Raw genomic sequence first — 20568 nt, 5'->3', positions numbered from 1 at the left:
GCGGCAGCGGTGCCTGAAGAAATAACCCCAACGAATCTTCAAGCCTCCTAACGCAACGACACTCACTCGAATAATGCTGCTCAAAAAGACCGCCTACCTTATCGCGGCTATCGTTTTTGCAGCGATCAGTTTTCGGGCTGGGATGAGTTGGCAGGCAGCAAGCACTGAGGCGCGCATAGGAGAAATACTCGGTTGGTCAGACAAAGACATAGAAGAATTTCGCATTCTCGCGCAAAAATTAGAGCTGGATATTAGCCCACAGGGAATCGCTGACCATAAACTAAAGATTCAGCAGCTCAACGAAGCGGTTATCAAGCAGTTTGAAAATGACGCTTCTGCAGGTGCGTTGGTTTGCCTCGTACTGCTGAAACCACTTGCAGAAAATGACACAGCGCAGGCCCGAGCATCCTGTGTCGAACTTCTGGCCACTTACTACGCCAGGATTTCTGCTCCCGGCTACGCAGCCAATATTCCGGAGCCTTACAATTCTGTTCCTGCGATACGGGAAGCGATCCTAAAAGCCGCTGAAGAGTATCCTGACCTGATGGACAAAATTAAAAGTGCAGAAGCCAACAGCTCTGCGGGAACCATAGAATAACTACCCCCGGCTGAGCTCACGCATGCGCCCGAGCACTGGCCAGATCAGTGAAGTATCCTCCAGCGGCTGGAGCTTACGGCTATTGATCGCGCACAGCGGCATGATATCCATGGTCGTGCTGGAAATGAACGCGGCCTCCACCTCTTGCTCAAAAAATGCGGCGCTCATCCGCTCTTCTTTCAGGGCATAGCCCAGATCCCTGATCGCGGCGATGATGAAGCGGCGCGTAATGCCGTTCAGAATACCGCGCTCGGCAGGGGCCGTATAAAACACCCCCTCGTGCAGCCCGAAGACATTACTGGCCGAGGCCTCGGTGACAAAGCCATCGCGCACGAAAACCGCTTCATAGGCACCGGCCTCGACCGCCGCCTGCTTGGCGAGGATGTTCGGGAGCAGATTGAGCGACTTGATATAGCAGTTGGCCCAGCGTTCGTCCGGTACAGTGATGACCGACACGCCGACCCGGCGAGATTCGTCGGTGTGGACCTTTCCCGGACGCGCAAAAAGCGCGAGCACCGGCTCGGCATCAGGAAAGGCGTGCACGCGCGGGGCCTCACCCCGGCTGATCTGAAAATAAACATCGACCGCCTCGGACTTCACCCGCCCAGCGGCCTCGGCGACGATCGCGCGAATCTCCTCCAGCGAATAGGGCAGGCGCAGGCGAACGGCAGCGGCGCTCGTTTCGAGGCGCTCCAGGTGTTCGCTCAGACCGACCGGCACACCCCGCTCGAAGCGCACGACCTCGTAGATGCCGTCGCCAAAGTTATAGGCGCGTTCCTCTATCGGCAGCAGTTGCTGCCCCGACTCGATAAACCGGTCCTTGTAGTAGTAGACGGTCATGGTCCCAAACAAATAAGAGCTTTAGACGATGCGCAGCATCGCAAGTGCAGGCGTTGAGGGCAGAGCCTCAAAAAAACAAACGCACCCTAGCAACCCGCGACGAGCTCGCGGGCGGTCTCACCCAGAGCCTTGAGGGCGGCGGAGGGGTTGTCTGCGTTGGCGGCGAGACAGTTGACGAGCGCACTGCCGACCACGGCCCCGTCGGCGACTTCGCCCACGGCCTTGACGTGCTCCGGCTTGGAGATGCCAAAGCCGACCACGACCGGTAAGTCGGTGTGGCGACGAATCTCCTGCACCTTCTCGCCCATGTCGGAGGCGAGGCTATCACGCACGCCGGTCACGCCTAGCTGGGACACATAGTAAAGGAATCCGGTGGCGGCGTTGGCGATTTTTTCCACGCGCGCGGGCGGGGTCGTCGGCGCGATGATGAAGACGGTCTTCATCTCGGCGGCCTCGCATATCTGCATCCAGCTGCCAGCCTCCTCGGGGGGCAGGTCGAGCACGAGCATGCCATCCACGCCAGCCTCTTTCGCCAGCTGCACGTACTTGTCCTCACCGTAGGCATAGACGAGGTTGTAGTACGTATAAAAGACGACCGGCACGTCACTGATCTCACGGATGCGGCGCACGAGGTTAAAGACCTTCTCCTGCGTCATGCCAGCGGCCAGGGCGCGCTCGGCGGCGTGCTGGTTAGTCTTGCCGTCGGCCAGCGGATCGGAAAAAGGCACGCCAAGCTCAAGCAGGCCGACGCCACTGTCAATCAGCGTGCGGCAGGCCTCAAAGGAGGTGTCCGGGTCAGGGTCACCCGCGCACAGATAGGAGACGAAGAGCGTGCGCTCCTCGGATTTGGCACGGGCAAAGGCGGCGGCAATGCGGTCAGACATGATAGGAAAAGGTCAGGCTTTTTTACGGGGCTTGGAATTTTTGGCACGGGAGCCGTTTCTCTCCGGCTCCGGACACAGCCCCTTCAACAGGTAATACAAGGTCTCCAGGCGCGGCATGACAACATTCTTCGACTGGCCGCGACGCAGCGGCTCACCAAAGATCGCCTCCACCTCGACTTCCCGCCCGGCGACAAAGTCGAGCATGCTGGAGGGCTTGTAGGCGTCCATCTTTCGGGTCTCCTCTATCTGCGAGTCCAGGAATGCGTCTTCGATCTCGTGGCCATGGGCACGAGCGGCGGCCTGCACCTCTTTCATCAGCTCGCGGGCAAGCAGCGTCAGATGCTCGCTGGCCATGATCTCGTCCGTAGTCACGCCACCGGCAGCGATAGCGAGGCCGTTAAAGGGGATGTTCCAGACGAGCTTGCGCCAGAGCGACTCATCCAGCGAGCGCGAGAAAAAGCAGTCGATCCCTGCCCGCTCAAACAGCTCCACCAGATCAACCGTACGCTGGCGATAGCTGCCCATAAACTCGCCGATAAAAATCCGCCCGGCCATGTAGTTCTCGATCACGCCTGGCTCCACGCGATTCAGGCACACGAAGCATAGCCCGGCGAGGATCTGCACAGCGGGCACAAACTCCGCCAGTTTTTCGGTGTTACCCATGCCGTTTTGCAGGGTGAGCACCAGCGTGTGCTCATCCACCAGCGGCGCCACCAGCTTTTTCAGATGCCGGTTGGCGGTAGACTTGAGGGCAACGATAACGAGGTCGCACGGGCCGATCTTCCGCGGGTCTGTGTACCCCTGGACCGGGTGCACGGTAAACTCCTCCTGCTCCTTGCGGATAATGTATCCGCGCTGCATGACAGCCTCGTAGTCACTGCGCAGCAGGAAGTGTACATCGCAGCCGACGCGGGCCAGATGGCAGCCATAATAGGCACCGATCGCCCCCGCCCCGACAATCGCGACTCTGGGTTTGTCCTTGAACATGGGAAAAGACTATTTCGTGCCGCCGGAACCCCGGGGGCAATGCAAAAGGTATCCTTCCTGAGAGTCCCAAACCCGGGCGCGTGTTCCCTCTGAATTCCATTCGGCGGGCGCCACGCAGCGTCAGGACTGGCTGGCGGCGTCCGACTCGTCGCGCTCGATCTGCTCCCGGATCTCGGGCGGGAGCTTGACGTTGAGGTCGCCGAAGTTGAGCGGGCGGCGTTCGTCCCCGGCCAGGTAAACGGTCTGGCTCGGGAAGGCGAAGTCGATCCCCTCTTCTCCGTACTGCTCAAATACGGACAGCAGCAGCTTCTGGTTAAAGTCGTTAAACGCCCACCAGTCCACCGGGTGGTACCAGAAGATGCAGAAAATGTTCAGGCTGTCCGCGTTCATGGCGTTGAAGTACACCTTTGGCGGCAGCGATTCGTCCATCCCCTCGTGATCTTTGAGCAGCTCCTGCACGATCTCCACCGCACGGCGGATCTTCGCCGGCGGCGTATCGTAGGTGATGGTAAAGTTGTGGATCTGGCGCAGGTTCGGACGCTTGCTGATGTTGCGGATCATGTCGCCGGAGAGCTTGCCGTTGGGGATTGTCACGAGATGCCCCTCCAGCGTGCGCTGCTTGGTGCACATGATGCCGATCTCCTCCACGGTCCCGTCGGAGCCGCTGTAGACGATGCGGTCGCCCATGTCGAAGGGCCGATTCACGAACAGCACGATGGCCCCGAAAAAGTTGGACACGCTCTGCTGAGAAGCCAGGGCCAGCGCCGCCGCCCCCACACCGAGACCGGCGAGGATGGTGGTAAAGTCCTGATTGCTGATGATCTGCACGCCCTGCAGGAGGGTCAGCAGGATAACCAGCGTGCGCAGGCAGTTGCGCACCATGGGCGAGATCATGGAGTTGAGCGAGGTGCCGTCGCGGCGTGCCAGAACACCCAGCCAGGCCTCCGGCACACGGATCAACTGCCAGGCCAGCCGGGCAAAAGCCAGCAGCGTGATCAGGTCGCTGCTGACCTCCTGAAATTTTTCCAACCCGTGCGAGAAAACGACCAGGTCCAGCGCGATATTCTGGGCAATCGCAAAGCACAGGAAGATCATCGACTCGGCCACGGCCTTCAGACCCGAGGCCACAATCGCGTGCCCGCTTTTATGCTGATGATCCGACCAGCGGCGGAAAACCGACCGTAAGATTAACCCCAGCAGCATCGCTACCACTACAATCCCCAGCGCCAGCAGATAATGCCACACCGGGTTCCCCTGCCATTCATCGTACATCCAGTCCATGCGCCCCACCATAGACAAAAATCCTAACGACGCAACCGCTCAGCGTAAAGAGGGGTAAAGACAGGAAAATGATACGTAACCGCAAAGGGCACTAAGGACGCAAAGAAAGAAGATTTTTAACCACTGATTACACGGATAGCACAGATGAGGGGAAATGGAATTTCATAGATATTCAGGCTTCCAGCCCTCCCCTCTTTCTTTGCGTGCTTAGCGTTCTTTGCGGTGAAAAACCTCTTCGGCTCTGTTAACTTCGGAGCCTCACCCCCGGAAGCGCTGCATGACGCTGTCCTGGGCGACCTCGACTTTACCAGTGTGGTCGAGGGTGTAGTGCAGGCCGCGGCTCTCGCGGCGCTGCAGGGCGCAGTCGATGATCAGCTCGGCCACCTGGATCAGGTTGCGCAGCTCAAGCAGCTCGGGCTCGACCTTAAAGTTCCAATAGTACTCGGTGATCTCGCGCTGGAGATTCTGGATGCGGGTGCGGGCGCGCTGCAGGCGCTTGTCCGTGCGCACGATGGCCACGTAGTCCCACATGGTGCGTTTGAGCTCGTCCCAGTTGTGGTGCAGGACCACGCGCTCGTCCGGGTCGCGCACATCCCCGTCCCGCCAGTGCGGCATCTCGGAGGTCTCCGGGGCGTGCGTCTCCAAATACGTTAAGGCGCTCTGCGCACCGTTGTGCGCGAGCACGCAGGCCTCCAGCAGGGAGTTGCTGGCGAGGCGATTCGCCCCGTGCAGGCCGGTGCAGGCCACCTCACCGCAGGCCAGCAGGCCGTCGAGCCCGGTGGTGCCGTCGAGGGCGGTAGTCACACCCCCGCACAGATAGTGGCAGGCCGGGACGACGGGGATCATTTCCTTGGCCATGTTGATCCCGACCTTCATGCAGCCCTCGTAGATGGAGGGGAAGCGGTCGCGGATCGAAGCCTCGTCCTGATGGGTAATGTCGAGCCAGACGTGTTCGTCCCCGGAGCGTTTCATCTCGGAGTCGATGGCGCGGGCCACGATGTCGCGCGGGGCCAGGTCGGCGCGCTTGTCGTAGCGCGGCATAAAGGCCTCTCCGGCAGAGTTGCGCAAGATCGCGCCTTCGCCGCGCACGGCTTCGGAAATCAAAAAGCGGTCCTTACTACGGGCAAACAACGCGGTCGGGTGGAACTGGATAAACTCCATGTTGCGGACCTCGACACCCGCTCGGTAGGCGATGGCAATACCGTCCCCGGTCGCGATGTCCGGGTTCGTCGTGTATTGGTAAACCTGCCCCACTCCGCCGGTGGCCAGCAGCACGACCGGCGCGCTAAAGGTGTGTACGGTGCCGGTCTGGACGTTGAGCACGTAAAGCCCGAGCACGGCGTCCGGGCCCGGCATCTGAAGCTTGCCGCGGGTGATCAGGTCGATCGCGAAATGGTGCTCCAGCACATCGATATTTTTGTGCTCAGCCACAGCGTGCAGAAGCGCGGCCTCGATGGCGGCCCCGGTCAGATCCTTGACGTGCAGGATGCGGCGCTTGGAGTGCCCCCCCTCCTTATGCAGGGAAATGCGCCCGTCCTCCAGATTGGTAAACTCGACGCCAATGCGCTTCAACTCCTCGATGCGAGCCGGGCCGGCGCTGACGACCTCGCGCACCACATCCTCGCGGCACAGGCCGTCCCCGGCGGTCAGGGTGTCCCCCACGTGCAGCTCGAAGTCATCCGTCTGCGAGGTGACGCTGGCAATGCCCCCCTGCGCGTGGTTGGTACTCGACTCCGCGCGGTTCTTTTTGGTGATGATGGCGACGCGCTTACCCGCCGCCGCCACCTTCAGGGCGAAACTCAGGCCGGCAATTCCGCTGCCGACCACAATGACGTCGTACGTTTTCACTTATTTAAAGAATAACCACAGAGAACACAGAGAGAAACAGGCTAACAAGCTGGTGCTATTGAGCAATTTGAATAAAGCTCCCACCTTCTCCATCTTCAGTATAAGTAACAACGAATGGATAGGGTTTGCCGCAACCTGTAATCATCCATCCTTCTTTAGCCCAGACGTGCCCTTTTTGGCCATTCATTGGCTCGTAGTGCAACGATTTAACATCTACATGACTGATGTCATTACAACCATTTGCTTGAACGTAGGTTGAGATCAAAGCCAAGGTGTCTTTTTTCAGCAAATCATTAGCGTGAGAGTTGCCGGTATAGAACCCTGTTTTCGCATTAGAAGATGCGCCTGCATCATCAACGGATGAGCAACCTAGAATGACAAACGCAACACTTAAACTTAATATTAATTTTACTATACATTTCATAATACAGCTAGAGGTGGAGGTTCGCTTAGGCATATAAAAATCACAGCTCGATATTGTCGATGAGGCGGGTTTCCTCCAGCCAGACGGCGACGGCGAGCAGGCACTTGCCGGGGACGACTTCGCGCACCGGGTGCATCGTCTCGCGGTCCACGATCTCGATGTAGATGATGCGCAGCATGCGGCTCTGCGCCAGCAGGTGGGTGACCTCGGCCTTCACGCGATCCACGCTGGTGGAGCCGCCCTTGACCAGCTGCTGACCGGTGCGCAGGGCCTGCTGGATCTTGGCAGCCTCGGCCAGGCGGGAGGGCTCCAGGTAGCGGTTGCGAGAGCTGCGGGCCAGCCCGCTCTCCTCGCGCACGATGGGAGCAGCCACGATCTCGACCGGCATAAACAGGTCGCGGGCCATCTTTTTCAGGATGGCACACTGCTGGGCATCCTTTTGCCCGAAGACGGCGACATCCGGGCGGCAGAGGTTGAAAAGAATCGTCACCACGGTGGTGACGCCGCGGAAGTGCCCCGGTCGGGTCTGCCCGCACAGGTGCTTGCTGACGTGCTCCTCGTTCACGTAGGTGGAGAAGTCCGAGGGGTAGATCGACTCGGCGCGCGGCGCAAATACGACGTCCGCCCCGTGCTCTTCGCAGGCCTTGATGTCGGCCTCCAGCTGGCGCGGATACTTGCCGTAGTCCTCATTGGGGCCGAACTGGGTCGGGTTGACGAAGATCGAGACCACGGTCAGGTCCGCCTTCTGGCGGGCGATGTCGATCAGTGAGAGGTGCCCCTCGTGGAGGGCGCCCATCGTCGGCACCAGAGCCAGGAGTTTACCCTTTCCGCGCATGCGGATGGCCCAAGATTGCATTTCCTGCGGAGATTCAATGACCTGCATAACGGCACTCTACCTCAAGAGGTTCAAAACGCCATCATCACGCAGATTTAATAAACAGGAAAGGGAAAAAAACATTTTCCTTTTTGCCCGCGATTGGTTTGCTGGTCCCTTGACCATGAACGATCCCTATATCCAGCAACTTTTCGCCGAGCGCATCGGTGGGGCCGACTACGGCAAGTCCACCGCTATCTACAAGTTTGAAAAGATCAAGCGTGCCAAGACCGCGGCGCGTGCCGCCAACCCCGGTGTCGAGCTGATCGACATGGGCGTGGGCGAACCTGACGAGATGGCCTACCCGCAGGTGCTCGACGCCCTGTGCAAGGAAGCCGCCAAGCCCGAAAACCGCGGCTACGCCGATAACGGCGGCCCGGACTTCCGCAACGCCGTCGCCCGCTACATGAAGGCTGTCTACGGCGTCGAGCTCGACCCGCAGACCGAGGTCATCCACTCCATCGGCTCGAAGGCAGCCCTGCGCATCCTGCCCCTGTGCTTCATCAATCCCGGCGACATGGTCATCATGACCGTGCCGGGCTACCCGATCTTTGGCACCCACGCCAAGTACGTCGGCGGCGATGTCTACAACTGCCCGCTGACCGCCGACAATGACTTCCTGCCCGACCTCGACGCCATCCCCGAGCACGTCAAGGCCTGCGCCAAGGTCATGGTCATCAACTACCCGAACAACCCGACCGGCGCCTCCGCCACGCGCGAGTTCTTCGAGAAGGTCATCGCCTTCGCCAAGGAGAACAACATCGTCATCGTGCAGGACGCCGCCTACGCCTCCCTGATTTTCGAGGGCAAGCCGCTGTCCATCCTCCAGGTGCCCGGCGGTAAGGACGTGGCCGTGGAGCTGCACTCCCTCTCCAAGAGCTACAACATGACCGGCTGGCGCATCGGCTGGGTCTGCGGGAACCCGCTCGTGGTCAAGGCCTTCTCCGATGTGAAGGATAACTGCGACTCGGGCCAGTTCCTCGCCATCCAGAAGGCGGCCGCCGTCGGCCTGGACAATCCCTCGATCACCGAGGAGATCAGCGCCAAGTACTCCCGCCGCATGGACCTGCTGGTGGACGCCCTGCGCGCCTCCGGCTTTGACGCCAAGAAGCCCAAGGGCTCGTTCTTCCTCTATACCGCCATCCCGACCTCCGCGGAAAAGGACGGCAAGAAGATCGCGTTCAAGAGCGCCGAGGATTTCTCGCAGTTCATGATCAAGGAGCTGCTCATCAGCACCGTCCCGTGGGACGACGCCGGAGCCTTCGTCCGCTTCTCGGTCACCTTCGAGTCCAAGGGCAAGGACGACGAGCAGCGCGTCATCGGCGAGATCAAGCAACGCCTCGGCAGCGTCAACTTCAGCTTCTAGCCGGAGCACGCCGCGACCGGGCCGTCTGGCCCAGACTTTCAGGCTGCACTTTCGATAAAGGGTTCATGCACAGCATGAGCCCTTTATTGTTATTAAGGCTTCTCAATAGCCCGTACGCTCACCCACCCCGCGCCAGCAGGGGCAGGACGGTCAGGACGCAGACCAGGATGAGGACGATGGAGCCGAGGCGGCTGAGCTTGTTCAGGGAGCGCAGGGTGATGCGCTCAGGGACACGCTTGCCAAAGAGCACCGCCAGGCCGACCAGATAGAGCCACCACAGCAGCGTGCCGATAATCGCCCCCACGACCACAAATACGCTCCCCGTGACTCCGCCGGGGTGGACGCCGAGGTTTGCCGCCACACAGAAGGCCATATAGCCGAAAAAACGCATCGGCATGCCTAGCGAAACCGCCAGCGTACCGCGAAAGATCCGCCGTCTCCCGCCCGGCAAGCTCGGGCAGGCCAGGCTCTCGGCCTTACGGGCACGCAGGAGCATCAGGCTCATGTAGAGCATCAACGCAGCCGCAGCCGTGCGAAAAACCCAGTCCAGCTGCATCCTTAAAGGCAGCAGGGAAAGCACCCCCATCAACGCGATGGCCACGGCGATCCACACCGCCTGCCCAAGCGTAATGCCCCAGACGACCGCCAGTCCCGACCTGAGACCATGCTGCCGCGTCACCTGCACGCACCAGAAGGCTCCCGGCACCATGATGACGGAAAAAATAAAACCCAGCACGAAGCCTTTGAAAAGCAGTGTCTCCACTTAAATAACGGGGATGGTCCTGCAGTTCTGCCACGCCCGCACCCCGCAGGGCAAGCGGGAAAGCATCCCCACCAGCGACTGCGCGGCAATCATGGTTCGGATGGAGCACATCACCCCTATTCGCGCGCAAGAAACGACATCTTTTCTGCAGATGCGCCAATAACCTGTTGACAGCACCCATACAAAAATCCACAAAGACGGGTTTCCGCGTCCTGTTTAAGCCGCCTCGGCCTAGGATGCTATGCTGCAGTAAGACCACGCGATGGAGAATTTCGCCGACCAATGCCTCGACATGGCCCAGTCAATTCTGGGTCAGAATCTAAACGCCATTAACGCTGATGGTTCCATCACCCCTGTGGAGGGTGAGATGGGCCGCTTCGACGAGCCTGGCCACGCTGCCCTTGCAATTGGGGAATTCCACCGTGCGACCCAGCAGACCCGCTTTGGGGATCATGACCTTGTCGACCTGGTAGCCCGCACCATTACGGCTCAGGCCTTCATTGAGGAGGAAGCCGAGAACGGCCTGGCCTACTCAGCCCTCGGCCTGCTCGCCTTTGGTCCGTCCAAGGAGCGCAACGCCGTCTGGGAGCGCCTGCTTGAGCCGACCCGCGAGACCCTCGACCATCGCCTGCTCCAGCGCACCGACTACGACAACCACCTTCAGGCGTTCAACATCGCCAAGGCCGTCACCCGCTTCAGCATGGGCCTCTCCAAAAAGGACGAGACCGGTAAGCTGATCGACCGCTTCGTCGAGCGCATCAAGGAAAACAGCAGCGCAGGCTACTGCGACGACAAGCCCGACGGCTTCGGCGGCTGCTTCGACATTTACGGCGTCCTGAGCTTTGTCTTTATCCGTCAGGCTCTCCAGCTGCACGCCAACATCCACCTGCGCGACCGCAAGCTGCCCAGCCTGCGCACGCATGCCGGCAAGTACATCAAGATGCTCCCCGACATCGTCCGCCAGGACGGCCTCGGCTGGGCCTACGGCCGCGGCATCGGTGCCTACGGCCAGATGCACTGCATCAGCCTGATCCTGCAGGCCATGCGCGACGGCTGGATCTCCAGTGACGAAAAGCCCAAGTATTTCGACATCCTGCGCCGCCTGTTCCAGTTCTTCTTCACGACGTATCTGGACCACGAGCATGGCTTCCTCGTCATCCGCGACGAAGAGCGCACGACCGCTGACACGCACACCACCCGCATGGCCAACTTTGACGCCGCGCGCTACCTGTGCCAGTGGGCCCGCCTCGCCAAGAGCATTGGCGGCAGCATGGACGCCAAGGCCAACCCGGCCAAGCGCTCTGGCCGCTTCATGATCTTTGACAAGAGCCACCGCAAGGAAAACGGCCTCTTCAACTACTTCGACCCCGAAAGCGGCCTGCACGTGCAGATCCCGCTCGTCAGCGCCGGTTCCGAAGCGGGTATTTCGAGCTCCTCGCTCTCCTTCCCGCACTGCCCCGGCGTGATCGACTGGCCCGTCGCCAAGCAGATCCCCGTGCTCCTGCCCGAGCTGACCTTCGGAGATAAGAAGATTATCCCGGCCTTCTACGGCAAGAACTGCACCACCGGCCTGGGGCTGCGTAACTCTTTCTTCTTCCGCTACGACCAGCCCGAGCTGATCACCACGGAGGAAAAGACCGTCAATGGCCTGGGCTCGTGCAAGGTCAACTGGACCTTCCTCGGCGGTAAGATGACCAGCGAGTTCATCTTCACCGTGAAGAATCAGGTCCAGCTCGACAGCATGCGCTACGTCATCGCCATCGGCGCTCCGCACACCCGCTACCACAGCGGCCTGACCTACACCATCGGCGAGGGCGGTCTGCGCCCGGTCGTGGTAAAGGACGATTTCCAGGCTGTCTGGGGCGAGACCGAAGTGGTCAGCGACGATCCGGACTACCGCACTTACTGGGGCAACATCCACTACCTCCAGCACCTCGTGCGCGACCATCCGCTCATCATGCGACCCGGCATGAAGTACCGCCTCGTGGTCGAATTCGAGCCCGACATCGCTTTCGCCGACGCCTAAGCACCAGGACAAGTAACTTTACTATAAACCGGTTCCGAAAGGAGCCGGTTTATTTTTTGTCTCAATCCGGTAAATCAACCCCGGAACGGCTTGCGGGCCTGCCTGTCTGTAGATACCATGTCTTCCATGTCAGACTCCCCTTCCCGCATCGCCATCGTGACTGGAGCCAGCTCCGGGATCGGTGAAGCCACCGTTCGCCGCTTCGTCTCCCAAGGCTACGGCGTCATCGGTAACGCCCGCAGCGCCGACAAGCTCGCCGCCCTCGAAAAGGAACTCGGCCCGCTCTTCAAGGGTGTCGCCGGTAGCGCCGCCGAGAAGCCCGTCGTCGACTCGCTCTTTACTGCCGCCGTGGAAACGTTCGGGGCTGAGGCCGATATTGTCGTGGCCAACGCCGGGACCGGCCTGGGTGGCTCTGTCACGCAAGCCGACCTCGAGAAGTACGAGACGATCCTCAAGCTCAATGTGGCCGGAGCCCTCGCGCTCATGCAGGAGGCCGCCCTGCGCATGGTGAAAAAGCAGGAGACCGATTACCCAAAGTCGGCTGCCGACCTCGTCGTCATCGGCTCGGTCGTGGGGAAACAGATTTCGCCCTTCAGTGCCGTCTATGGCTCGACCAAGTGGGCCGTCCACTCACTGGCCGAGGGGCTGCGCCGCGAAATCTGCGGCAAGGGCGTGCGCGTCACGCTGGTGGCTCCGGGCATCGTGGTGAGTGGCTTCCAGGACGCCGCCGGATACAACGACGAGACGGTCAACCACTTCCATAAAAACTTTGGTCCGCTGCTGGTCGGGGATGATATCGCCGCCGCCATCGAGCACGTCGTCGCCCTGCCCCCGCACATCCACATCAGCGACCTCACCGTCCGCCCCACCCGCCAGGACTATCCTTAAGCGGGTTGCACTCGTTGGCATTTATGGGGCTGAGCAAGCCCCGGCCTCTTAAATCAGCCCGTGGCACATCATGGCCTCGGCCACACGCAGGAAGCCACCGATATTGGCCCCGGCGACGTAGTTGCCCGAAGCCTGATATTTGTCGGCGTAGTGCAGGCAGGAGGTGTGGATGCCGCGCATGATTCTGCGCAGTTCCTCGTCCACCCGGTCAAAGGGCCAGTGCTCCAGTCCGGCGTTTTGCTGCATCTCCAGAGCGGAAACGGCGACACCGCCAGCATTGGCGGCCTTACCGGGGCCGAAGGGGATTTTCGCCTGATGAAAAACTTTAATCGCTTCGGGCGTGCAGGGCATATTCGCGCCCTCGCAGACGAGCTTGCACCCGTTCTGCACAAGCTTGCGGGCGTCGTCGACCTCCAGCTCGTTCTGGGTCGCGCACGGGAAAGCCGCATCGCAGGGGATGTCCCAGACTTTGGCCTTGGGCCGGAATGACGCGCTGGGGTGAATCTCGCAGTACTTCTCGATTCGCTCACGCTCGACCTCCTTGATCAGGCGCAGCGCACTGAAGTCGATCCCCTTCGGATCGAAGATAGCTCCGGAGGAGTCCGAGCAGGCCACGACGGTGGCGCCGAGATCGTTCAGCTTGCGCAGGGCGTAGAGGGCGACGTTACCCGAGCCGGAGATGACGCAGGACTTGCCTTCGAGCGAGTCCCCGGCGGCCTGCATAATTTCCTCGGCAAAGTACACCGCCCCGAAGCCCGTCGCCTCGGTGCGCCCCTGCGAGCCGCCCCAGGAGACGCCCTTACCGGTGATCACACCCAGCTCGTAGCTGTTGGTCAGTTTCTTATACTGGCCGAAAAGGTAGCCGATCTCGCGAGCGCCCACGCCGATGTCCCCGGCGGGCACGTCACGGCGATGGCCGATGTGCCGGAACAGCTCGCTCATGAAGGCCTGGCAGAAGCGCATGACCTCGTCGTCGCTCTTGCCCTTGGGGTCAAAGTCGGCCCCACCCTTACCGCCGCCGATGTTCAGGCCGGTGAGGGAGTTTTTAAAGATCTGCTCAAAGCCGAGGAACTTGATCACGCCCATGTTGACGGTGGGGTGAAAGCGCAGGCCGCCCTTGTAGGGACCGAGCACGCTGTTGAACTCCGTGCGAAAGCCGCGGTTGACCTGCACGTTACCGGCGTCGTCCTTCCAGACTACACGGAAGATGATCTGGCGCTCCGGCTCGCAGAGGCGCTCCAGCAGGTTCAGGTCCGCGATCTCGGGGTGCTCCTCGACCACGGGGCCGAGGGTTTCGAGCACCTCGTGCACGGCCTGGAGAAAGACCGGCTCGCTGTGGTTGCGACGTTCGACGACTTCGAGGGTGCGTTTAATGGCTGAATGCATGAGAGTCTAAGGGGTTGGAGAGTGAGAACGGGAAAGCGTATAACTTATTAAGCGGCATAAACACCGCCGGACTTATAACAAATCGAAAAGCATTTAAGCAATGAGACATTGCCGGATGTAAAAGGCTCCAACAAAGGTGTATGCGATACTCGCAAGATGATGTACGTACGTACACATTAATTTAGCCAGCAGCGGCCAATTTCCTTGCCAGTAAGAGCCGCCAGTGCTGTGTATATTCTCCATCGATGTGCCTGCAATTCCGCATACTTGGCAGCAGCAGTTCGGGTAATGCCGCACTGCTCACTGCGGCAGGCTGCAAGATCCTCATCGACGCAGGATTTAGCGCCCGCAAGCTCGGCCAGATGCTGGAGCAATGCGGCGAAAGCCTCGCTCAGGTTGACGCGATCTTCCTCACGCACGAGCACAGCGACCACGCCGCCGGCATCAAGGGCCTGCGCCGCCATCCGCACATCAAGGTCTTTGCCAACCGCGAGACCATGCAGGCCGTCCAATCGCGCCTGACCTTCCGCCCCAACTGGCAGGTCTTCGAGACCGGGCGCAGCTTCTCATTCTGCGATCTGGAGGTGACGGCTTTCAGCGTCCCCCACGATGCCTATGACCCGGTGGGCTACCTCTTCGAGGGCGGCGAGGACACACTCTTTTCGCCCCGGCGCAGTGTCGCCTGGGCAACCGACCTGGGCTACATCCCGGCCAACGTGAGCGAAAAAATCCGCCACGCGGACCTGCTCGTGCTGGAGGCCAACCACGACACCGAGATGCTCGAAAAAGATGAGCGCCGCCCCTGGTCTCTCAAGCAACGCATCCGTGGCCGTCACGGCCACCTCTCGAATGACGCGGCCCTGGACCTCCTCAGCGAGGTCGAGTCCCCGCGCTGGAAACACGTCTGCCTCGCGCACCTGAGCCGCGACTGTAACGACGTGGGGCTGGTCGAGCGGCATTTCTCGGTCCTCCGGGAGCGTGGTCGCAGCTTTGGCCTGAGCGTAATCGATCCGGTAAACGGCATTGGACCTGCTTACGATTTGGCTACACTCTAACGCATTTACCGCCGTTTTTTTGATCAACTCGTATTCAGTTTTTTCCACTGAAGCCGATTGGCTGCACTTCTGACCTATTTTTACGCATGTATTTCGACTACAGACACACCAAGATTATTTTCACACTCGGGCCCGCCACCGAGGAAGAAGACACCCTGCGCGAGATGATCGTGACCGGCGGCGTAGACGTCTGCCGCCTCAACATGGCCCACGCCAACCACGAGTGGACCGAGAAGGTCATCACGCGCGTGCGCAAGGTGTGCTCCGAAGTCGATCGGCATGTCGCCATCATGATGGACGTCAAGGGACCGGAAATCCGGACCGGAGACCTCCCCGAGCCGATTGAACTGGAAGCCGGCGAGACGTTTGATTTTCTCGTGACCGGTGACCGCTCCGCACTGGAGAGTGGCATCCGCGGCGTCACCGTGAACTACCCGCGCCTGCATCAGGATGTGCGCGTAGGTGACACCCTGCTCGTGGACAGCGGCCTGGTACGCATGGAGATCCTGGAAATCCTGGAAGACCGCGTCCGCTGCAAGGTCATCATCCCCGGCCCGATGGGCAACCGCCGCCACATTAACCTGCCGGGCGTGAAGGTGAACCTGCCCGCCCTGACCGATAAGGACAAGGCTGACATCGCCGTCGGCGTTAAACACAACATCGAATTTTTCGCGCTGTCCTTCGTCCGCGAGGCCAACGACCTCGACATCATGCGCCGCCACCTCAAGGCCAACAACTCAGAGGCGCGCATCATCGCCAAGATCGAGGACCAGTCCGCGATTTCCAATCTGGACGAGATCATCACCGCCTCCGATGCGCTCATGGTCGCGCGCGGAGACCTCGGCATCGAGTGCCCCTATGAGGAGCTGCCGCTGATCCAGCGCCGCGCCGTCAAAGCCTGTATCCAAAAGAAGAAGCCCGTCATCATCGCCACTCACATGCTGGAGAGTATGATCGAGCAGCCGATCCCAACGCGCGCCGAGGTGACGGACATCGCCAATGCTGTTTTTGAAAAAGCCGACTGCGTCATGCTCTCGGGCGAGACCACGACCGGCAAGTACCCGATCGAATGCGCTCGGGTCATGAACCGCATCGCCCGCCAGGTCGAGCGCAACCGCGACGCAAAGGACTACGAAAACATCCCGCTCAACAAGCCCAAGGCAAAGATGCTCCGGGCCGCTGTCCACCTCGCCCAGGACCTGAACAAGGCCGGGATCGTCGTCTTCACCCGCAGTGGCTACCTACCCGGCATCCTATCGGCCCTGCGGCCGACCCGCGTGCCGATCTTCGCTTTCACAGATGAGGAGTTGATCTTCAAGCAGATGCTCATGATGTGGGGCGTCGAGCCGTTCCGCATCGATTTCCACGAGGATTCCGAGGAGACGATCAAGGCCGCCTTTGCCAAGCTCTACTCCGGGCGCATCGAGTGGGCCAGCCCCGGCGACTGGATGGTCGTGGTGACAAACCTCCTCGTCGGAGAACACATCATCGACAGCATCCAGCTGCGCCAGGTCGAGTAGCCGTCCGGCTACGCACTTAGTATTCGTAGCTAACGGTCTGACCGGATGATGTCGTGACTTCGAGCGTACCTCCATTTTCGCTCACGACGAGGTCTTCATAGCTTTCACCCGCCACGGGCATAATCGGGGCAAAGTATCGGCCTGCCAACTTGTCGTAGCCGACCTCGGACTCACCCGACTCCAGGATGTACTGCTGCCCGCCAGAGGCAATCTGGCGCAGGTTGTTCATGATGGTTTTTCCACGGCTCATCTCGCGGATATGCGTGACCGAGCTGGATGCTTCGGGTGTCGACTGGGGGAGAGGAGCCGCCTGGGAAGAGCGCACCTCGGGGCTCATATAACTATACTCCACGACTTGGCCTGTTTCAGTGATGACTTGCAGAGTGTTCCCGTCCGCCGTAACGACCAGGTCATTGTAGCTTTCACCCGCCACCGGTTGAATCGGGGGAAAGTATTCTCCGACCAACTTGTCGTAGCCGACCTCGGACTCACCCGACTCCAGGATGTACCGCTGCCCGCCAGAGGCAATCTGGCGCAGGTTGTTCGTAATTGCTTTCTGGCGGCTCTCTGCCCGGACTTTATTAAAAGCCGGGATGGCCATCGCGGCCATTATGCCCGTAATGGCAAGCCCCGAGGTGTTGCTGCTCAGGCCAGAGCTGTTGGTGGGCCAGCGACTGTCATTGAAAATCGAATCGGAGCGCACCACGGTGACGCAGGCCGCATCCGCATCAACCTTCTCAAGCCCCAGCAGCGGGATGTACATCTCGTAGATCGCAAAGGCACCCCCGACCTGTGGGAACTGGGAAAAGATACTGTCGCGCATCTCGATAAAAGTCTCGAAGCCTTTTTGGGAAATGTAGGTCATACCGTTACCCTGCGCGGGCAGGTCCTTGACCGCAGCCTGATAGGCCGGGCTGGCAGCGAGCTTACCCTCACCCGAGCGGCATTCCTCCAGAAAGCTTGTGTCATTCGTAACCATCAGGTCGCCCGTGGCCGAATCAAGCACCAGAGTGGGAGCGCTCACCGGAAATCCATCATCGGACTGGTTCTTTTCCTCGTAGATGACGAGCCCGTCTTTTTCCGTACGGGTGATGCGGCCCTCACTGACATCCATCTCGACAGGGATAACCCCCTCGGTCACCAGCCAGCCCATCCCCTTCAGGTGGAGCAGATACTGCGTCTGAGGAAGGGGTATAGTCTGCTCAAACATCGGCACGGAGCTGTCCTTCATCTCGCCGAAGCGCAGCACGGCGGTCAGCACCGTGTCGGCCTTTTCGAGGGCCTCGCCAACAGTGAGGGATACTCCTGGCTCCAGCGGACGCCCTAGAATTCCTGCGGCCATCTGCTCACCGTTAGCGGGGGAGATAGCCTTTGTCCCGGAGCGGATGACCTCGGCGATCACGCTGCCCTGCACATCCTGCGTGATAAAAACATCCGTCCCGGCCGGGGCCATCGCAATTGTGTCAAAGCTGTGCGGCTGCTTCCCCATGAGCGCGAAGATCCCCTGCGGACCGTTCGGCAGATAGATCACGCTCTTGTTGCGGAACATCGAGCCATCCCGATAGGAGCTCGACCCGATGGCCGATAAATCGGAAATCCCCAGCACCTCTATGATCTGCTCGTACGGCAGCATGGAGGCCATCGCCACCTGCATGTTATTCGGGTCCTGAGCCCCTAAGCTGGCTGCCATCTTGTTGATCGTGGTTCCCAGCTTCTTAAACGTGTCCCCAAGGTCACGAAATGTAAACGAGTCACCTCCCAGATCGAGATCACGGGCTACAGCCTCGAAGCTCGGGGCCCGATTTTCCTCGGGAACGAGCGGGAAAGAGTCGGCGGATGCGGTGTCTTCCTGCGCAGGCTCCTTGGGAGCACAGGCCGACAGCATGATGAGGGTGAAAAGACAGAACAGTGAAGAGAGGGCAACTTTCATACCCGGATCATGACGTTCTGATACAACCCGCGCAAGACCCCTCTGCCAAAAATAAAAATGCGATCCAGATCAGCCGAGGACTTCTACCAGTTCGCCTTCGACGAAGTCCGCGCTCACTCGCTGGAGGCGAACACGGCCGAGACGGTTACGCACGGAGAGAGGGTTATCCATCGGGACAACGACTCGCACGTAGTTATCCGTCAGGCCGGGGGCGATGCCCTCGCGCGGATCTTCAAAGAGCACGCGCATCTCGCGCCCCAGATGCTCACTGTGCCAACGGTGGCGGAGCCGCTCAGCCAGCGCCCGCAAGCGGGCGGAGCGCCGGTGGCGCTCTGTCATCGGGACATGGTCATCGCGCCGGGCGGCCAGCGTGCCGTCGCGCTCAGAGTAGGTAAAGACGTGGGCCCATGCCACCGGGTTATCGAGCAACAGCTGGCAGGTATCCTGAAAATCTTCCTCCGTCTCACCGGGAAATCCCACCATCACATCGGTACCCACAAAGATATCCGGTACGGCCTCGGCGGCACGTTGCACAAAGTCCGCCCACTCGGTCCGATCATAGCGGCGACGCATCTCCTTCAAGATACGGTCCGATCCACTCTGCAGTGGCAGGTGCAGGTAGGGCAGTAGCGTATGATCCGGGTCGGCCATCCGCTCAAAAAGCTGCCAGGGCACAGTCGTCGGCTCGATACTGCTGATGCGGATGCGGTCCAGGCCGTCCACCTGATCAAGGGCATCCACCAAGCCGAGGACATCGAGTCCGCTGTTGGCATAGGTGCCGATGTTAACCCCCGTGAGCACGAGCTCGCGTACCCCACGGGAGACCTGGCTGTCCACCTCGCGTAAAAGGTCTGCCAAATCACGGCTGCGCGCCCGCCCACGGGCAAAGGGAATAATGCAGAACGAGCAGACAAAGTCACAGCCGTCCTGCACTTTGAGATTGGCCCGCTGATTAAAGGGCCGCTCCCCGGCGAAATTCATCGTGAAGTCTCGCTTGTCGATTTTTTCACGGACGATGACGGGCAGCTCGTTCTTCGTGCGGTCGCCGATGTAATCGAGTACGCCGAGCTTGTCCTGGTTTCCCACGATCAGGTCCACGCCGGAGATGTCGGCTACCTCTTTTGCACCCATCTGCGAGTAGCAGCCAACCACCGCCGTGTAGGCTTCCGGGTTGCGCTTGACGAAGTTTCGGATCGTCTGCCGGCACTTCGAGTCCGCCTGCGCGGTCACGGTACAGGTGTTGATGATGCCGAGCTCGGCCTCCTGCCCAAAGGGCACGATCTCGTACCCGGCCTCAGTCAGTTTCTCACGCAGCGCATGCGTCTCACTCTGGTTGAGACGACAACCCAGGGTGTGCAGGCTGGCACGCGGCCGGGGGCTCTGACTGGAGGAAGGATTCATGACAGAGCGCAAAGCGTGAACCACCGCACCGCAGATGTGAAACGAAAAACAACACGTCCGGCACGACTTGCCGACACGGTGCAGGTCCTACTCGGTGATGGAGAAAACGCGATGCAGCCGGAGCAGCTCGATCACGCTGACGACATTGGGCTTGGCATTGAGCACGCGGATGGGCTGGCCATCACCGCGCAGCTTTTTCTGCACGCCCAGCAGAGCACCAATACCGGAACTGTCTATAAAGTCCACTTGGGCAAAGTCGATATCTACATTGATGATCGTATCCTGCCAGGTATCGTTCAGCTGCTGCTTGAATTCACTGACGCAGGAGGCGTCGAACTTGCTCGCGCCGATGGTGATGAGCAGCTGCGTGCCGCCCTCTGTCAGTTTGAACGAATAATCAGCCATTTGTAACCATGAGCAGAGCTTCCATGTGTCCCAGTGTCAAGGCCGTTTCGGATTGGCTTTACAGCCCGAATCGGTCTAGGGTGCCGACAAAT

General features: G+C 60.3%; 19 protein-coding genes. 7 read left to right on the top strand and 12 right to left on the bottom strand.

What is annotated here, in order from left to right:
• Positions 1 to 73 precede the first annotated feature (73 nt).
• Positions 74 to 598, top strand: coding sequence for a hypothetical protein (locus K0V07_RS05850; RefSeq protein ID WP_220623604.1), 525 nt, complete (start codon positions 74 to 76; stop codon positions 596 to 598).
• Here K0V07_RS05850 and K0V07_RS05845 read toward each other — a convergent pair whose 3' ends face one another.
• The 7 genes from K0V07_RS05845 to panC form a co-directional block, all read right to left on the bottom strand.
• Positions 599 to 1438: an aminotransferase class IV gene (locus K0V07_RS05845; protein ID WP_220623603.1), complete on the bottom strand. Its 840-nt coding sequence runs from the start codon at positions 1436 to 1438 to the stop codon at positions 599 to 601.
• 86 nt (positions 1439 to 1524) lie between these two features.
• A complete protein-coding gene (trpA, locus tag K0V07_RS05840) occupies positions 1525 to 2322 on the bottom strand; it encodes a tryptophan synthase subunit alpha (protein WP_255568163.1) in 798 nt (265 codons plus the stop codon).
• A 12-nt stretch (positions 2323 to 2334) separates the two neighbouring features.
• On the bottom strand, positions 2335 to 3309 hold the full coding sequence (locus K0V07_RS05835) for a 2-dehydropantoate 2-reductase (RefSeq protein ID WP_220623602.1): 975 nt from the start codon (positions 3307 to 3309) through the stop codon (positions 2335 to 2337).
• Between the two features lie 120 nt (positions 3310 to 3429).
• Positions 3430 to 4590, bottom strand: a complete 1161-nt coding sequence (locus tag K0V07_RS05830; RefSeq protein WP_220623601.1) for a mechanosensitive ion channel family protein — start codon at positions 4588 to 4590, stop codon at positions 3430 to 3432.
• A gap of 258 nt (positions 4591 to 4848) precedes the next feature.
• Entirely contained in the window at positions 4849 to 6438 is a 1590-nt protein-coding gene (gene nadB, locus K0V07_RS05825; RefSeq protein WP_220623600.1) for an L-aspartate oxidase, read from the bottom strand.
• Between the two features lie 55 nt (positions 6439 to 6493).
• The gene (locus K0V07_RS05820) at positions 6494 to 6862 is read right to left on the bottom strand and encodes a hypothetical protein (protein ID WP_220623599.1); all 369 of its coding nucleotides are present in this window, start codon (positions 6860 to 6862) and stop codon (positions 6494 to 6496) included.
• 40 nt (positions 6863 to 6902) lie between these two features.
• A complete protein-coding gene (gene panC, locus K0V07_RS05815; RefSeq protein ID WP_220623598.1) occupies positions 6903 to 7745 on the bottom strand; it encodes a pantoate--beta-alanine ligase in 843 nt (280 codons plus the stop codon).
• A 115-nt stretch (positions 7746 to 7860) separates the two neighbouring features.
• Here panC and K0V07_RS05810 point away from each other — a divergent pair, with 115 nt between their 5' ends.
• On the top strand, positions 7861 to 9102 hold the full coding sequence (locus K0V07_RS05810) for an LL-diaminopimelate aminotransferase (protein ID WP_220623597.1): 1242 nt from the start codon (positions 7861 to 7863) through the stop codon (positions 9100 to 9102).
• A gap of 118 nt (positions 9103 to 9220) precedes the next feature.
• On the opposite strand, the gene K0V07_RS05805 is transcribed toward K0V07_RS05810, so the two are convergent.
• Entirely contained in the window at positions 9221 to 9865 is a 645-nt protein-coding gene (locus tag K0V07_RS05805; RefSeq protein ID WP_220623596.1) for a LysE family transporter, read from the bottom strand.
• Positions 9866 to 9878: 13 nt separating this feature from the next.
• On the opposite strand from K0V07_RS05805, the gene K0V07_RS05800 reads away from it, so the two are divergent.
• The 3 genes from K0V07_RS05800 (at position 9879) to K0V07_RS05790 (ending at position 12779) form a co-directional block, all read left to right on the top strand.
• Positions 9879 to 10028 (top strand): hypothetical protein, encoded by a 150-nt coding sequence (locus K0V07_RS05800; protein ID WP_220623595.1) that lies wholly within the window; start codon positions 9879 to 9881, stop codon positions 10026 to 10028.
• 99 nt (positions 10029 to 10127) lie between these two features.
• Positions 10128 to 11891: a hypothetical protein gene (locus K0V07_RS05795; RefSeq protein WP_220623594.1), complete on the top strand. Its 1764-nt coding sequence runs from the start codon at positions 10128 to 10130 to the stop codon at positions 11889 to 11891.
• 126 nt (positions 11892 to 12017) lie between these two features.
• Entirely contained in the window at positions 12018 to 12779 is a 762-nt protein-coding gene (locus tag K0V07_RS05790) for an SDR family oxidoreductase (protein ID WP_220623593.1), read from the top strand.
• Positions 12780 to 12827: 48 nt separating this feature from the next.
• On the opposite strand, the gene gdhA is transcribed toward K0V07_RS05790, so the two are convergent.
• Positions 12828 to 14165, bottom strand: a complete 1338-nt coding sequence (gene gdhA, locus K0V07_RS05785) for an NADP-specific glutamate dehydrogenase (protein WP_220623592.1) — start codon at positions 14163 to 14165, stop codon at positions 12828 to 12830.
• A gap of 245 nt (positions 14166 to 14410) precedes the next feature.
• Between gdhA and K0V07_RS05780 the strand changes: the two genes are divergently transcribed.
• Together K0V07_RS05780 and pyk are read left to right on the top strand one after the other, a co-directional pair.
• Positions 14411 to 15220: an MBL fold metallo-hydrolase gene (locus K0V07_RS05780; protein WP_220623591.1), complete on the top strand. Its 810-nt coding sequence runs from the start codon at positions 14411 to 14413 to the stop codon at positions 15218 to 15220.
• A gap of 86 nt (positions 15221 to 15306) precedes the next feature.
• The gene (pyk, locus tag K0V07_RS05775) at positions 15307 to 16740 is read left to right on the top strand and encodes a pyruvate kinase (protein ID WP_220623590.1); all 1434 of its coding nucleotides are present in this window, start codon (positions 15307 to 15309) and stop codon (positions 16738 to 16740) included.
• A gap of 16 nt (positions 16741 to 16756) precedes the next feature.
• Here the strand turns inward: pyk and K0V07_RS05770 are convergent, their stop codons facing one another.
• The 3 genes from K0V07_RS05770 to K0V07_RS05760 all read right to left on the bottom strand — a co-directional run bounded on the left by K0V07_RS05770 (position 16757) and on the right by K0V07_RS05760 (position 20476).
• A complete protein-coding gene (locus K0V07_RS05770) occupies positions 16757 to 18670 on the bottom strand; it encodes a hypothetical protein (protein WP_220623589.1) in 1914 nt (637 codons plus the stop codon).
• 69 nt (positions 18671 to 18739) lie between these two features.
• On the bottom strand, positions 18740 to 20071 hold the full coding sequence (gene mtaB, locus K0V07_RS05765; RefSeq protein ID WP_220623588.1) for a tRNA (N(6)-L-threonylcarbamoyladenosine(37)-C(2))-methylthiotransferase MtaB: 1332 nt from the start codon (positions 20069 to 20071) through the stop codon (positions 18740 to 18742).
• Between the two features lie 87 nt (positions 20072 to 20158).
• Complete coding sequence (locus tag K0V07_RS05760) at positions 20159 to 20476, bottom strand: STAS domain-containing protein (RefSeq protein WP_220623587.1); 318 nt, start codon at positions 20474 to 20476, stop codon at positions 20159 to 20161.
• Between the last annotated feature and the right edge of the window lie 92 nt (positions 20477 to 20568).

The organism is Ruficoccus sp. ZRK36, from assembly GCF_019603315.1.
Taxonomy (GTDB): domain Bacteria; phylum Verrucomicrobiota; class Verrucomicrobiia; order Opitutales; family Cerasicoccaceae; genus Ruficoccus.
This window is presented reverse-complemented; position numbering and strand designations above follow the sequence as displayed.